Source organism: Ottowia sp., assembly GCF_047601385.1.
Lineage (GTDB): Bacteria > Pseudomonadota > Gammaproteobacteria > Burkholderiales > Burkholderiaceae_C > Ottowia.
In genome coordinates this window covers 409,199-422,106 of record NZ_JASGJP010000001.1, presented here as the reverse complement: position 1 = coordinate 422,106, position 12,908 = coordinate 409,199, and the positions used below count along the sequence as shown (strand labels likewise).

15 protein-coding genes are annotated in these 12,908 nt (G+C 64.6%); 6 read left to right on the top strand and 9 right to left on the bottom strand.

The window, feature by feature from the left end; genetic code table 11:
• Both tnpC and QM772_RS02005 read left to right on the top strand, forming a co-directional pair.
• Complete coding sequence (gene tnpC / locus QM772_RS02010; RefSeq protein WP_415133651.1) at nucleotides 1-1,593, top strand: IS66 family transposase; 1,593 nt, start codon at nucleotides 1-3, stop codon at nucleotides 1,591-1,593.
• Nucleotides 1,594-1,665: 72 nt separating this feature from the next.
• A complete protein-coding gene (locus QM772_RS02005) occupies nucleotides 1,666-2,349 on the top strand; it encodes an RHS repeat-associated core domain-containing protein (protein ID WP_415133649.1) in 684 nt (227 codons plus the stop codon).
• A gap of 1 nt (nucleotide 2,350) precedes the next feature.
• Here QM772_RS02005 and QM772_RS02000 read toward each other — a convergent pair whose 3' ends face one another.
• Entirely contained in the window at nucleotides 2,351-3,379 is a 1,029-nt protein-coding gene (locus QM772_RS02000) for an IS30 family transposase (protein ID WP_415133647.1), read from the bottom strand.
• Between the two features lie 204 nt (nucleotides 3,380-3,583).
• Here QM772_RS02000 and QM772_RS01995 point away from each other — a divergent pair, with 204 nt between their 5' ends.
• The 3 genes from QM772_RS01995 to QM772_RS01985 all read left to right on the top strand — a co-directional run bounded on the left by QM772_RS01995 (nucleotide 3,584) and on the right by QM772_RS01985 (nucleotide 5,190).
• Nucleotides 3,584-3,883, top strand: coding sequence for a hypothetical protein (locus QM772_RS01995; protein ID WP_415133645.1), 300 nt, complete (start codon nucleotides 3,584-3,586; stop codon nucleotides 3,881-3,883).
• A 40-nt stretch (nucleotides 3,884-3,923) separates the two neighbouring features.
• Nucleotides 3,924-4,811, top strand: a complete 888-nt coding sequence (locus QM772_RS01990; RefSeq protein ID WP_415133643.1) for an RHS repeat-associated core domain-containing protein — start codon at nucleotides 3,924-3,926, stop codon at nucleotides 4,809-4,811.
• Between the two features lie 88 nt (nucleotides 4,812-4,899).
• The gene (locus QM772_RS01985) at nucleotides 4,900-5,190 is read left to right on the top strand and encodes a hypothetical protein (protein WP_415133641.1); all 291 of its coding nucleotides are present in this window, start codon (nucleotides 4,900-4,902) and stop codon (nucleotides 5,188-5,190) included.
• A 245-nt stretch (nucleotides 5,191-5,435) separates the two neighbouring features.
• On the opposite strand, the gene QM772_RS01980 is transcribed toward QM772_RS01985, so the two are convergent.
• From QM772_RS01980 to kynB, 4 genes are all read right to left on the bottom strand, one after another.
• On the bottom strand, nucleotides 5,436-6,329 hold the full coding sequence (locus tag QM772_RS01980; protein ID WP_415133639.1) for a DMT family transporter: 894 nt from the start codon (nucleotides 6,327-6,329) through the stop codon (nucleotides 5,436-5,438).
• Nucleotides 6,330-6,533: 204 nt separating this feature from the next.
• Nucleotides 6,534-7,379, bottom strand: a complete 846-nt coding sequence (kynA, locus tag QM772_RS01975; RefSeq protein WP_415133637.1) for a tryptophan 2,3-dioxygenase — start codon at nucleotides 7,377-7,379, stop codon at nucleotides 6,534-6,536.
• The gene (locus QM772_RS01970; protein ID WP_415133635.1) at nucleotides 7,376-8,584 is read right to left on the bottom strand and encodes an aromatic amino acid transaminase; all 1,209 of its coding nucleotides are present in this window, start codon (nucleotides 8,582-8,584) and stop codon (nucleotides 7,376-7,378) included. Before QM772_RS01970 ends, kynA begins: the two co-directional genes overlap by 4 nt.
• 23 nt (nucleotides 8,585-8,607) lie before the next feature.
• Nucleotides 8,608-9,246, bottom strand: coding sequence for an arylformamidase (gene kynB / locus QM772_RS01965; RefSeq protein WP_415133633.1), 639 nt, complete (start codon nucleotides 9,244-9,246; stop codon nucleotides 8,608-8,610).
• A 130-nt stretch (nucleotides 9,247-9,376) separates the two neighbouring features.
• Here kynB and QM772_RS01960 point away from each other — a divergent pair, with 130 nt between their 5' ends.
• The gene (locus QM772_RS01960; protein WP_415133631.1) at nucleotides 9,377-9,610 is read left to right on the top strand and encodes a hypothetical protein; all 234 of its coding nucleotides are present in this window, start codon (nucleotides 9,377-9,379) and stop codon (nucleotides 9,608-9,610) included.
• 218 nt (nucleotides 9,611-9,828) lie between these two features.
• Here QM772_RS01960 and QM772_RS01955 read toward each other — a convergent pair whose 3' ends face one another.
• The 4 genes from QM772_RS01955 to QM772_RS01940 form a co-directional block, all read right to left on the bottom strand.
• Entirely contained in the window at nucleotides 9,829-10,065 is a 237-nt protein-coding gene (locus QM772_RS01955; RefSeq protein WP_415133629.1) for a holin, read from the bottom strand.
• Between the two features lie 323 nt (nucleotides 10,066-10,388).
• The gene (locus tag QM772_RS01950; RefSeq protein ID WP_415133627.1) at nucleotides 10,389-10,736 is read right to left on the bottom strand and encodes a YkgJ family cysteine cluster protein; all 348 of its coding nucleotides are present in this window, start codon (nucleotides 10,734-10,736) and stop codon (nucleotides 10,389-10,391) included.
• Nucleotides 10,733-11,665, bottom strand: coding sequence for an ornithine carbamoyltransferase (gene argF / locus QM772_RS01945; protein WP_415133625.1), 933 nt, complete (start codon nucleotides 11,663-11,665; stop codon nucleotides 10,733-10,735). The genes QM772_RS01950 and argF overlap by 4 nt, the downstream gene beginning before the upstream one ends.
• A 7-nt stretch (nucleotides 11,666-11,672) precedes the next feature.
• A complete protein-coding gene (locus tag QM772_RS01940) occupies nucleotides 11,673-12,833 on the bottom strand; it encodes an aspartate aminotransferase family protein (RefSeq protein WP_415139420.1) in 1,161 nt (386 codons plus the stop codon).
• Nucleotides 12,834-12,908 lie beyond the last annotated feature (75 nt).

Below are 12,908 nucleotides of genomic sequence, written 5' to 3'. Positions count from 1 at the left end.
ATGCCGATCCAAGCTGGCGTGTCGCTGCCGCCTGCCCTTGCCACCATCACCACCGAAGACCTCGCCGCTCTCATCGCCGAGCGCGATGCGCTGGCCGGCGCGCTGCGGGTGGCGACCACCGAGCGGGACCTCGCATTGGTGCGACTGAGGGCGCTGCAGCGCCAGCTCTTTGCCGCCAAGAGCGAAGCGCGCGGCACCGTTCAGAAGGACCTGTTCCTCAACGAGGCCGAGGCCCTCGCGCCCACCGAGCAGACGCCGCAGGCCGAGACGGATGAAGAGGCGTCAATGCCGGTCGCCGGGCATCAGCGCAAGAAGCGTGGCCGCAAGCCGCTGGATGCGGCCCTGCCACGCGAGGTCGTGCGCCACGAGTTGCCCGAGGCCGAGCGCGTGTGCGCCCATGACGGGCATGCGCTGGTGGAGATCGGCTCGGAAGTCAGTGAGCAACTGGACATCATCCCCGAGCAGGTCCGCGTGCTGCAGCACCACCGTATCAAGTACGCCTGCCCCTGCTGCGACCAGAGCCTGAAGGTCGCGCCGACGCCGGCGCGCATCATTCCGCGCGGACTGCTCACTGAAGCCGCCCAGGCCTGGGTCATCACCGGCAAGTACCAGTTCGGCATGCCGCTATATCGCACGGCCGCGCTGCTGCGCCGCTTCGGCGGCGATCTGGCCAGCAACACGGTGGCCTCAGGCGTCGTGCGCATCGGCCAGGCCGTGCAGCCCGTGATCAATCTGCTGCGCGACCACCTGCTCGACTCCCAACTCATCTACGGTGACGAGACCACGGTGCAGGTGCTCAAGGAGCCTGGACGCAAGGCGCAGACCAAGAGCTACATGTGGGCGCAGATGAATGGCGCCGGCACCGGCCCGCCGGTGCGGCTGTTCGCCTATGCGCCGGGACGTGGCGCCGTGCATGCCGATAGGCTGTATGCCGGCATCCGTCCTGGCGCTACGCTCATCACCGACGGCTACGAGGTCTACAACGGCATCGCCAGGGCCAATGGCCTCACGCACCTGGGATGCTGGGTGCATGCACGCCGGCCGTTCATCAAGGCTGAGGAGGCCATCCCGAAGGCAACGCGTTCACCGGATCAGATTGCAACCCGGTTCGTGCGGCTGATCGCCAAGCTGTACCGAGCCGAATCCTTGGCCAAGGACTGGGCGCCCGCACGTCGGCTGCGGCTGCGTTCGCGCTACAGCCGCGCAGTCGTGCGCGAGATCGAGCGGCTGCTGCTCACGCACCTGCACAGCGTCGCGCCATCCAGCCTGCTTGGTGAAGCGCTGCACTACCTGCACGGGCAGTGGCCCAAACTTGTGCGGTTCCTGGACAACTCAGCCTGGCCGCTGGACTCCAATCCGGTGGAGAACGCCATCCGGCCCTTCGTCGTCGGAAGACGCAGTTGGCTGTTTGCCGATACCGTGGGCGGTGCCAACGCGAGCGCCAACCTGTACTCGTTGATCGAGACCGCCAAGGCCAACGGCATCGAGCCCTACCGGTACCTCGTCGTGCTCTTCAAGAAGCTGCCGCTCGCGCAGACCGTGGATGACTACGAGGCGCTGCTGCCCTGGAACATCGCGCTCGGCGGCGCGTAGGACGCCCTGCGCGGATCGATTCCCACACCATGCGCAAGGGCGTGGTTGATTGACGGCTTACCCGACAACACCTTGGAGGCCATCTTCTATTACGGTGACAAGCCCAACGTGCCGGAGGCAATGGACAAGGGCGGCAAGACGTACCGGATCGTCAGCGACCAGTTGGGCAGCGTGCGCTTGGTCATTGATAGCCAGACGGGGGACGTGGCCCAGGAGCTGGACTACGACGTTTGGGGCAACGTGACGAAAGACACGAACCCCAACTTCCAGCCGTTCGGGTTCGCGGGAGGGCTGTACGACCCGGACACGAAGCTGACCAGATTCGGGGCCAGAGACTACGATGCGGAGACGGGGCGATGGACGGCCAAGGATCCGATTCTGTTCAAGGGCGGGGACAGCAACCTTTATGGGTATGTGCTACAGAATCCGGTGAGTCTTATCGATCCTACAGGGTTGATTGCTCCGGCTGTAGCGGCATGTTTTGCCAATCCTATTTGTGGAGGGGCGGCGGTTGGTGCTGCCGCAGCTACCGCCAAGATGTGCATGGATGTGGGAGGGTGGCTGAAGGACTGGATGTTTTCCGATGGGGGAGACGCGGACGCTAGTACGCCGACCGGGAGAAGAGGTAGCCCCATGGAGGTCGAACCAGGGACAAACGATCCAACAACAATTGAGGGGCGCGATTACACAGGGCATGCACTTGATCGTATGCAAGGTAGAGGAGTTCGGCGGATTCAAGTCCAAGTGCAACATTGATTCAATGCACGGAGTCCCCGCGCTGGGTCAATAGTTGTAGGTGCTGAGCATAGACCTCAAGCGGAGTGCGGTAGCCCAAGGTCATCCTGGGACGGCCATTGAGCTCATCGGCGACGGCATCAAGCTGCTCCTGCGTATAGCCGCTCAGATCGGTGCCCTTGGGGAAGTACTGGCGCAGCAGTCCGTTGGTATTCTCGTTGCTGCCCCTCTGCCAAGGGCTGTGGGGGTCGCAGAAGTACACCCTCATGCCCGTGTTCTCGCTCAGCCTGGCGTGCTCGGCCATCTCCGAGCCTCGGTCATAGGTCAGGGTTTTGCGCATAGGGCTGGCAATGCCATTGAGCTTGTCGCTGAACGCCTGCAGCACGTGCGCGGCCGTGGCCGGGTTGGGATGTGGCAGCTTGACCAGCAGCACCAGGCGCGTGGTGCGCTCCACCAGCGTGCCGATGGCGCTGGCGTTGGCCGCCCCCTTGATCAGATCACCCTCCCAGTGGCCGGGAAGCTGGCGATCCTCGACCTCGGGCGGGCGTACGTGGATGCTCATCAGATCCTGGATCTCCCCGCGCCGATCCTTGCCCTTGGAGCGGGGCCAGCGTTTGGCATGGGCCATGCGCAAGCACGACACCAGCTCTTTCTTCAGCTCGCCCCTGGGCTGGGCATAGATGCAGGTGTAGATGCTCTCGTGTGACGCTCTCATGCGCTTGTCATCGGGGTGCAGGGCCTTCAAGTGTCCTGCAATCTGCTGGGGTGACCAGTGCTGGCGCAGATGCGCGCACACCAGGGGGAACAGGGGGCCGTCGCGGTGCAGTTTGGGCAAAGCGCGGGCGAAGTGCCTGCGTCTGTCACAGCGCTGCTGGGCGTACTTGGAGGTGTAGCCCTGGGCACCTCCATTGCGCTTGCACTCACGGCTGATGGTGCTCTTGGAGCGGCCCAGCGCTCTGGCTATGGCGCTCTGGCTCTGCCCTTGCTGCAGGCCCAGCGCTATCGCGTAGCGCTCCATCTCACTGAGCTGCTCGTAGGTTCTTTCGGTCATGGATGCCTCAATTCTGAAGGGGGGGGTGCACTTCAGATTTGAGGCCGCCTTCCCCCGTCAGCAGTCGAAGATGCTATTAATAATGGAACAAGTGCGCCTGGGAGTCGGCCTGGTACAACGGTTCATAACGGATCCAATGGTTTGACGGTAGTTACTGGCGGAAATGGACAAGTCATTACTGTTATTCCACGATAAAGATTCAAGATGAAAGATTTCTTAAAGCGTCAATTTTTACTCATTAGAAAAGATATTTCTGACTACTTGGGAGGAAAAATCGACTTAAATAAATTCATTGGCAACCTTGAGGCTGTCTCAGAAATCATACAAGATAAGAAATGGAAGGAAGTTGTATTTCCTATTATCTTGGGCTTGGAGCAAATAAATGCCGGATCGATTGAATTTGGAGATTTTCTAACAGAGCATGATGAAATTCTCATTCGGGAATCCATGCGGGCATTAGATATTGAAGTTGAAAGGTTTTTGCAACAGATCCCTGACTCCTGAGTGACAGTTGAGAGAGTGAAGGCGGTGAAATCGGGGCCGGATGAATATTAATGCATTGGAAGATGGCAGAAGGATCAGCTACGCCATTGATCCGGACAACCGAAGAACCGGCAAGAGCATCGATGGGCAATTGCAATGGCAACTCATCTGGCAGAGCCAACTCAGACCGATAGCCAGGCTGAAGGCCGACAACACCTTGGAGGCCATCTTCTATTACGGCGACAAGCCCAACGTGCCGGAGGCGATGGGAAAGGGTGGCAAGACGTACCGGATCGTCAGCGACCAGTTGGGCAGCGTCAGACTCGTCATAGACAGCCAGACGGGAGACGTGGCGCAGGAACTGGACTACGACGTATGGGGCAACATCACGAAAGACACGAACCCTGACTTCCAGCCGTTCGGGTTCGCGGGGGGACTGTACGACCACGACACCAAGCTGACCAGGTTCGGTGCCAGAGACTACGATGCGGAGACGGGGAGATGGACGGCCAAGGATCCGATCTTGTTCAAGGGTGGGGATTCAAATCTTTATGGATATGTGGCGCAAAACCCAATTAATTTGGTTGACCCGCGCGGAAAGATTGCGATTGTCATCCCATTTATTCCTGTTGCTGTAACCGGGGCTGATATAGCTATTGGCGCAGGTCTGGGAGGAGTTGGTTATGGATTGAATTGGATTTTTAGTAGGCCGAAGCCTGGTAATGAATCTCGTCCTATCGATGCGTCGACGGGTACAAAGCCTATCGACCAAAGCGGTCTTGGAAGAGGGGAGATTCATGATATTAAAGATGGTGTTGGAGCAGGGGCGAGGGATTGGACTGGTATCGCACCAAATGGAGATGTAATTACCAGTGATCCAGAGGGTAATGCTATAAATCACGGCCCAGCTGATGACTACACTCAAGAGTCCACTGGATTATATCCATGAAGAATGAATTTTTTATATCTGTGCGCTTAAGGAAGCAAGATGGAGGAGCGCATCAAATCGCAAATCAATTAAAACTAGATATAAAAAAATGTGGAATAAAGGTGATGTGCTGCCGGGTAATAGGGTGGCGGAGTATTCTTACTGTGTATGTGATGTTCCGGTGAAAAACTCTCGGGGTCTTGAAGAGGTTGTTATTGATTTCGTTGAGGGGCTATCGGAAAGTGCGGTGGAGTGGCATGGTTTTATTGGTGACGGGGGCTCGGCAGAGATATTTATAAGTCTTGATAGAGAGGGCTTTCTAGGGGTCACTTTTGGAGCTTCCCTGATTAAGCGATTGGGTGAGTTGGAAATTTCTTTAAGCATAGATAGATTGAGCTAATATGTGCGCAATAATGGGGCCAATTCTTGTCTTTTACCTTCCCTTTTGAGGCCCATACTCTGAAGCTTTGCACCCGTGCTCTATGGGCGGTCTCAACTCTGAAGTGCAATACCCTGCGGAACTGAGGCCGCCCTGTACGAACACCGTCGCGCAGTCTGTTGACGAGGCGGCTGGCTGGAAGCGCGACGAGCGGTTTTTCGTTTTCACCTCGCCATCCGGGGTTGACTCGCCGCCCGAGGCAGGCTTCAGGCCGGTGGACGTACCGGCGCCGTCGGCCACAGCACCGAGGCGATGGCCGCCGTCATCAGGACCACGGCCGTCCAGTCCTGCCAGTGCAGCTGCTCGCCCAGCCACAGCGCGCCGCTGAACACGCCCAGCACGGGGATCATCATCACGCTCAGCGTCGAGGCCAGCGGCGGCAGGCCGCGCGCCAGGTAGAACCACGCGGTCTGGGCGAAGCCGATGGCCAGCGCCGCGTTGTAGACGATGGCCCAGGTCACGCCGGCGCCGGGCAGGCGCCACTGGTCGCGCTCGAACAGCAGGCCGAGCACGCACACCGCCACGGTGGCCTCGGCCATCATCCAGAACGTCAGGGTCAGCGTGGGCACGTCCAGGCGCGACCGGCGCAGCAGGCGCGTGCCCAGCGCCCAGGCCGCGGCGGCGGCCAGCATGAGCGCCACGCCCAGCGGCCGCCCGCCCATCGAGGCCATCTCGTTCCACAGCAGCAGCAGCACGCCGGCGGCGGCGGCGGCCACGCCGGCCCAGCCGCGCGCCGGCAGGCGGTCGTGGAAGAGCAGCGCGCCCAGCAGGGCCGAGAAGATGGGCATGGTGTAGCCCAGGATGGCCGCGCGTCCGCTCGACAGCATGGGCACCGCGCTGATGATGAGCGCATGCCACAGCACGGCGTTGAACAGGCCCAGCCACAGCACCTGGCCCCACAACGCGCGCGGCAGCCCGAGCGGCAGCTTCTGCGTGCGCACCGCCAGCCCCAGCAGCGGCAGGCCCAGCAACAGCGACACGGCGCGGAACGTGAACGGCGGAAAACCCTGCACGCCCAGCTTCAGCACCGGCCAGTTGACGCCCCACACGAGGGTGAGGAGGAGCAGGACGACGAGCTGCTGGCGGGACAGGGCGGGCATGGAGCGCGATTGTGCCCGGCTGCCCATGGGGTTCACGGGCGCGGGTTCATTGCCCCTGATTTGATGGCTGCGGGCGCGTGCCGGGTTGAGCGTCCGGCGCGGACTTCTGCCCGCTCAATACTCACCACCAAACGCTAAATATTCAAAATTCATAGCTGCTGGCGCTTGACTGGCGGGCTCTGGAGGCCGATTTGGCTTAAAAATTCAAAGATCGGTGCGCAGCCGCCACAGCTCGGGGAACAGCACCACGTCCAGCATCTTGCGCAGGTAGCCGACGCCGCTGGTTCCGCCGGTGCCGCGCTTGAAGCCGATGATGCGCTCCACCGTGGTCACGTGCCGGAAGCGCCACAGGCGGAAGGCGTCTTCCAGGTCCACCAGCTTTTCGCCGAGTTGGTACAGGTCCCAGTGCTGCGCGGGCGCGTGGTAGACGATGAGCCACGCGGCCTCCACCTCATCGCTGGCTTCATGGGGCTGCGTCCAGTCGCGTTCCAGGTGGCTCGCGGGCACGGGCAGGCCGCTGCGCGCCAGCAGGCGCAGCGCCTCGTCGTACAGCGAGGGCGCGCGGTGGAAAGACTGCACCAGCGCCAGCCGCTCGGGGTGGTGGGCGTGGGGCCCCAGCATGGCCGCGTTCTTGTTGCCCAGCGCGAACTCGATGCAGCGGTACTGGAAGCTCTGGAAGCCGCTGGACGGCCCCAGGTAGGGGCGCAGGGCGCTGTACTCGGGCGGCGTCATGGTGGCCAGCACGTCCCAGGCGTGCACCAGCTGCTCCATGATGCGGCTGGCGCGCGCCAGCTTCTTGAAGGCGGGCGGCAGGTGGCTGGCGCGCACGTCCTCGATGGCGCTGGCCAGCTCCTTGAGCAGCAGCTTCATCCACAGCTCGCTGGTCTGGTGCTGGACGATGAACAGCAGCTCGTCGTGCGCGGGCGAGAGCGGGTGCTGCGCGCTCAGGATCTGGTCGAGGTGCAGGTAGTCGCCATAGCTCATGCCGTGGCTGAAGTCCAGCCGGGCCTTTTCCTCGGCGACGATGTCCTGCGGGCGGGCGATGCTCACTTCAGCACCTTCGCCATGGCCTGTGCCACGTAGGCGACGTTCCGGGTGCTCAGGCCCGACATGCACATGCGGCCCGAGCGCACCAGGTAGACGGCGTGCGCGTCGCGCAGGGCGTTGACCTGCGCTTCGGACAGCCCGGTGTAGCTGAACATGCCGCGCTGGGTCAGGAGGTAGCCGAAGTCGCGCGTGTCCCCGAAGTGCTCGCCCAGCCCCCGGTGCAGCGCCTCGCGCATCGACTTGATGCGCGCGCGCATCGCCGCCAGCTCCTGCTGCCACAGCGCGCGCAGCGCGGGGTCGGCCAGCACCCGGGTGATGATCGCCTCGCCATGCGTGGGCGGGCTGGAGTAGTTGCGGCGCACCGTGGCCTTGAGCTGGCCCAGCACGGTGCCGGCCGTCGGCGCGTCGGCGCAGACCACGTGCAGGCCGCCGCAGCGCTCGCCGTAGAGCGAGAAGTTCTTGGAAAACGAGTTGGCGACGAGGAACTGCACGCCCGCGTCGGCCAGGGCGCGGACGGAGAAGGCGTCTTCGTCCAGCCCGTCGCCGAAGCCCTGGTAGGCCATGTCCACGAAGGGGATCAGGCCGCGCTCGGCGATGACGGGGATGATCTGCCGCCACTGCTCGGGCGTCAGATCGACGCCCGTGGGGTTGTGGCAGCTCGCGTGCAGCAGCACGATGCCGCGCGCGGGCAGGGCCTTGAGGCTGGCCAGCATCTCGTCGAAGCGCAGGCCGCCGGTGGCCTGGTCGTAGTAGGGATAGGTGTGCACCTTGAAGCCGGCGCCTTCGAACAGCGCCGTGTGGTTCTCCCAGGTCGGGTCGCTGACCCAGACCTCGGCGCCGTCGAAGTAGCGCTTGAGGAAGTCCGCGCCGACCTTGAGCGCGCCCGAGCCGCCCAGGCTCTGGATCGTGGCGATGCGCCCGCTCCGCACGGCCTCGTGCCCGGCGCCGAAGACCAGCTTCTGCACCGCGTCGCGGTAGGCGGCCGCGCCTTCCATGGGCAGGTAGGGGCGCGGGCCGATGGCTTGCAGCCCGGCGGTCTCGGCCTGGCGCACCGATTCGAGCACCGGCAGGCGGCCTTCCTCGTCGAAATAGATGCCGATGGACAGGCTCACCTTGTTGGCGCGCGGATCGTTCTGGAACGTCTCCATCAGGCTCAGGATGGGATCGCCGCCGTAGGCGGGCACATGCGAGAAGAGAGAAGTCGTCATCGTGGTTTTCCGGTGGAGAGGGATCAAAGGGCCCGCAGCACGGCGCGCACGGGGGAAGCGTCGGCGGTGGTCAGTTTCAGGGGCAGGGCGATCAGCTCGTAGTCGCCCTCGGGCACGTCGTCGAGCACCAGGTTCTCCAGCACGCGCAGGCCGCGCCGGCGGATCACCTGGTGGCTGTCCAGGGTCTTGCTGTCGGCCGGGTCGATGCTGGCGGTGTCGATGCCGATCAGGCGCACGCCGGCGTCGGCCAGGCGCTCCACCGTCTCGGGGGCGAAGGCGGCCAGGCCGCCGTCCCACGCATCCACGGGCATGCGTTGGCTGGTGCGCACCAGCACGCGCGGCGGCAGCGCGTGCGCGGCGTGGGCGATGTGCGCCCACCGCACGAGCGGGCGCACGCCGATGGCGTGGATCACGCGGCACGTGCCGAGGAAGGGCGCCAGGTCCAGCGCGCCGATGGCGGCGCCTTCGGGGTCGTAGTGCAGCGGCGCGTCGGCGTGCGCGCCGACGTGGGGCGACAGGGTGAGGGCGCTGACGTTCACCGGGCAGCCGGGGCCGATGGCGGCGCTCCAGCGCTGCCGGTAGGGCGTGTCGCCCGGGAACACCGGGCTGCCGGCGTGCACCGGCGGCGAGATGTCCCACAGCGGGCGATCAGGGTCGTTCATGGGCGCGACCTTAGCCCCAATGTCGTGGGCGTGGTGTCGGTTATTTCCAACGAGGATTCCGGCAGCATTCATATAATGAAAACCATTCGCATCCAGTCTCGTGGGCGTTAGATGTGCCCGCCGCCTGCGCGTGACCTCGTCTTCCATTTTCCCTCTGCTGGCGGCGCTGCTGCGCCACTACGAGGAACTCGTCGCCCACGTGCGCCGCGGCCCCGTGGCGCGCTGGGGCGACCGCGGCATGGCGCGCGAGGTGGTGCACGACGTCGATGAGCGCCGCCCGGCCGCCCCGAAGGCGCTCGCACCCGCAGTCCGAAGGAGGGAGGGTGGTCCAGCATTGCGCGCCGCGCGCTTTGGCACTTTTTAACGCCGGCTTTGGCGCTTTTTGTCGCGCGCTTTGGCACTCGCGCGCTCTCAACGGCTTGGCCTGTGGATAAGTCTCGCCGTTCCCAGCTTGTTCGCCGCCCCTGATTAGAGCGTGTTATGAACTTGATGGCGCCTGCTGTAGATTCGTCGGATGGCCAGACGCAAGCAGTACCCGACGGACGTGACGGATGCCAGCCCTTCAGGGCCTGGTCGTACAGATCAGACGGGTAGCCCGCCAGCACCACCAAGCCGCGCCTGGTACAGCGCCTCAGCGCGCCGGTCGGCCTTGGCCTTGTAGTAGAAATTAATCCACAGGCCCACCACCCCGACCAGCATGCCGACCAGCACCGCCGCCTCGTTGGAGGTCAGCCAGCCCAGCACCATCGAGAGGGCGCCGGCATAGGTGGACTTGCTGGCGGCGCTGGCCACGGCCAGCTCTGCGGCTTCGGTTTTCATTTCGCCCCCTTGAAAGACCGCCCGATGGCGATGGCCGGCACGCGCCCGAATTCGCCCTCGGGGCGGTACAGCGCATATTCCAGCTTGTAGCCGTAGCTGCGGATCAGGCACAGCGGCCCGACCTTCTTGAAACTCTTGTAGTGACCTACCGGTTCTGATCCGGCTCGGCGCCCGCCGCGCCAGCGGCTTGAGGAGGATGCCTTCGGGCGTGTCTTGCACCTGGAATTCGGTGCCCGGCTTTCAACGGTGGGCTGCAGTGCAGCACACCACCTGCCCCTTGCTGGACAGGCGCGTGGTCTCGATGCCGGCGGGCCTGGCGGCGCTCAGGGTCGAGACGTCGGCGAGATGGATTCTGTCGCCGCCGGCTGCGCCAGCCCATGCCGCCGCCGCGCCCGCCCGCAGGCGTCGCTGCCGGCCTCGAACTCGCGGCAGGGCGAGGGGCGCCATTCGTAGATGCCGCAGGCCACGCGCTGGCCCACGCGGCCGGTGAGGGCGGCGCAGCGGATCGGCACGTGGTCGGTGCCGCGCATGCGGCAGGTGTTGCCGTTGACCTGCACCGCCAGCCCGTCGGGCACGGCGCCGCCTGCGGCCTGGGTCTCGTAGATGGAGAAGTCGACCCGGAAGCTGGCGCAGCAGGCGCCGCAGCCCTGGCAGTCGGGCGCCGCACTCAATTCAGGCGGCCCAGCAGCAGGTACTCCATCAGTGCCTTCTGCACGTGCATGCGGTTCTCGGCCTCGTCCCACACCACGGACTGCGGGCCGTCGATGACCTCGGCCGTGACTTCCTCTCCGCGGTGCGCGGGCAGGCAGTGCATGAACAGGGCGCCGGGCTTGGCGGCGGCCATCAGGTTGGCGTCCACGCGCCAGTCGGCGAAGGCCAGTCTGCGCGCTTCGTTCTCGGCCTCGTAGCCCATGCTGGTCCAGACGTCGGTGGTCACCAGGTCGGCGCCGCGGCAGGCTTCGAGCGGACTGCTAAAAAATTGATAGCTGCCGGCGCCCGACCCGCCTGCGCTGGAGGCTAATTTCTCATCGATCTCGTAGCCGCGCGGGGTGCTCACGTGCACCCTGAAGCCCAGCAGCGCGGCGGCTTCCAGCCAGGTGTTGGCCATGTTGTTGCCGTCGCCCACCCAGGCCACCACCTTGCCGGCGATGCTGCCCCGGTGCTCGATGTAGGTGAAGATGTCGGCCAGGATCTGGCAGGGGTGGTATTCGTTGGTCAGGCCGTTGACGACCGGCACGCGCGAATACTCGGCGAAGCGCTCGATGCGCGCCTGCTCGAAGGTGCGGATCATCACGATGTCGGTCATGCGGCTGATCACGCGCGCCGTGTCCTCGATGGGCTCGCTGCGGCCGAGCTGGCTGCCTTCGCTGGTCAGGTGCACCACGCTGCCGCCCATCTGGTACATGCCGGCCTCGAAGCTCACGCGCGTGCGCGTGCTGGCCTTCTCGAAGATCATGGCCAGCGTGCGGTCGGTCAGCGTGTGGTGCTTCTCGTAGGCCTTGAAGCGGCGCTTGATGAGCGCGGCGCGCTCGAACAAATAGGCGTATTCATCCGCCGTGAAGTCGGCGAATTGAAGGTAGTGCTTGAGGGGTTGCGTCATCGGCCGCTCACTCCTTGAGGAAGGCCTCGATCAGCGGCGCCAGGATGGCGACGATCTCGTCCGCCTCGGCCTCGGTCAGGATCAGCGGCGGCACCAGCCGCACCACGCTGTCGGCGGTGACGCTGATCAGCAGGCCGGCCGCCAGCGCGCGCTCGGCCAGCACGCCGCAGGGCCGGGCCAGTTCGATGCCCAGCATCAGCCCCTGGCCGCGCACCTCCTTCACGCCGGGGTTGCCGGCCAGCGCCTGCTCCAGCGCGGCCTTCAGGTGCGCGCCGACCTTGGCGGCGTTTTCCAGCAGGCCGTCTTCTTCCATGATGCGGATGGTTTCCACGCCGGCACGCATGGCCAGCGGGTTGCCGCCGAAGGTGGTGCCGTGGTTGCCGGGCTGGAAGATGTGCGCCGCCTTGGGGCCGGCCACCACCGCGCCGATCGGCACGCCCGAGCCCAGGCCCTTGGCCAGCGGCATCACGTCGGGCACGATGCCGGCCCACTGGTGGGCGAACCACTTGCCGGTGCGGCCCATGCCGCACTGCACCTCGTCGACCATCATCAGCCAGTCGCGCTCGTCGCACAGCGCGCGCAACTGCTTCAGGTAGTCGATGCGCATGGGATTGATGCCGCCTTCGCCCTGGATGGTCTCGAAGAACACCGCCACCACGTTGGGGTTGCCGACGGTGGCTTTCTTGAGCGCCTCGATGTCGTTCATCGGCACGCGGATGAAGCCCTCCACCAGCGGCCCGAAGCCGGCCTGCACCTTGGGGTTGCCGGTGGCCGACAGGGTGGCGATGCTGCGGCCGTGGAAGGCTTTTTCGTAGACGACGATCTGGGGTTTTTCGATGCCCTTGTCGTGGCCGTACTTGCGCGCCAGCTTCAGCGCCGCCTCGTTGGCCTCCAGCCCGGTGCAGCAGAAGAACACGTTGGTCATGCCCGACAGCTCGGTCAGCCTGGCGGCCAGCTTCTCGGCGTTGGGCGTGTAGTAGTAGTTGCTGGTGTGGATCAGCTTGGCGACCTGGTCCTGAAGAGCGGGCACCAGCTTGGGGTGGGCGTGGCCCAGCGTGTTGACGGCGATGCCGCCCAGGCCATCGAGGTAGCTCTTGCCGTTCACGTCCCACAGGCGGCAGCCCTTGCCGTACGCCATGGCGGCCGGCAGGCGGCCGTAGGTGTTCATCAGGTGGGGCTGATCGAGTTCGGCGGCGACGGGCACGGTGGACTCCTTCGGTGAATACAAAAAGAAGCGGGCCAA

Bases quoted from the DNA above. Each gene is read 5' to 3' on its own strand.
- QM772_RS01985 (WP_415133641.1), top strand. From the start codon at position 4,900: ATGTGGAATAAAGGTGATGTGCTGCCGGGTAATAGGGTGGCGGAGTAT.
- QM772_RS01980 (WP_415133639.1), bottom strand. From the start codon at position 6,329: ATGCCCGCCCTGTCCCGCCAGCAGCTCGTCGTCCTGCTCCTCCTCACC.
- QM772_RS01995 (WP_415133645.1), top strand. From the start codon at position 3,584: ATGAAAGATTTCTTAAAGCGTCAATTTTTACTCATTAGAAAAGATATT.
- QM772_RS01990 (WP_415133643.1), top strand. From the start codon at position 3,924: ATGAATATTAATGCATTGGAAGATGGCAGAAGGATCAGCTACGCCATT.
- QM772_RS01970 (WP_415133635.1), bottom strand. From the start codon at position 8,584: ATGACGACTTCTCTCTTCTCGCATGTGCCCGCCTACGGCGGCGATCCC.
- argF (WP_415133625.1), bottom strand. From the start codon at position 11,665: ATGACGCAACCCCTCAAGCACTACCTTCAATTCGCCGACTTCACGGCG.
- kynB (WP_415133633.1), bottom strand. From the start codon at position 9,246: ATGAACGACCCTGATCGCCCGCTGTGGGACATCTCGCCGCCGGTGCAC.
- QM772_RS01955 (WP_415133629.1), bottom strand. From the start codon at position 10,065: ATGAAAACCGAAGCCGCAGAGCTGGCCGTGGCCAGCGCCGCCAGCAAG.
- QM772_RS01940 (WP_415139420.1), bottom strand. From the start codon at position 12,833: ATGAACACCTACGGCCGCCTGCCGGCCGCCATGGCGTACGGCAAGGGC.
- QM772_RS02000 (WP_415133647.1), bottom strand. From the start codon at position 3,379: ATGACCGAAAGAACCTACGAGCAGCTCAGTGAGATGGAGCGCTACGCG.
- tnpC (WP_415133651.1), top strand. From the start codon at position 1: ATGCCGATCCAAGCTGGCGTGTCGCTGCCGCCTGCCCTTGCCACCATC.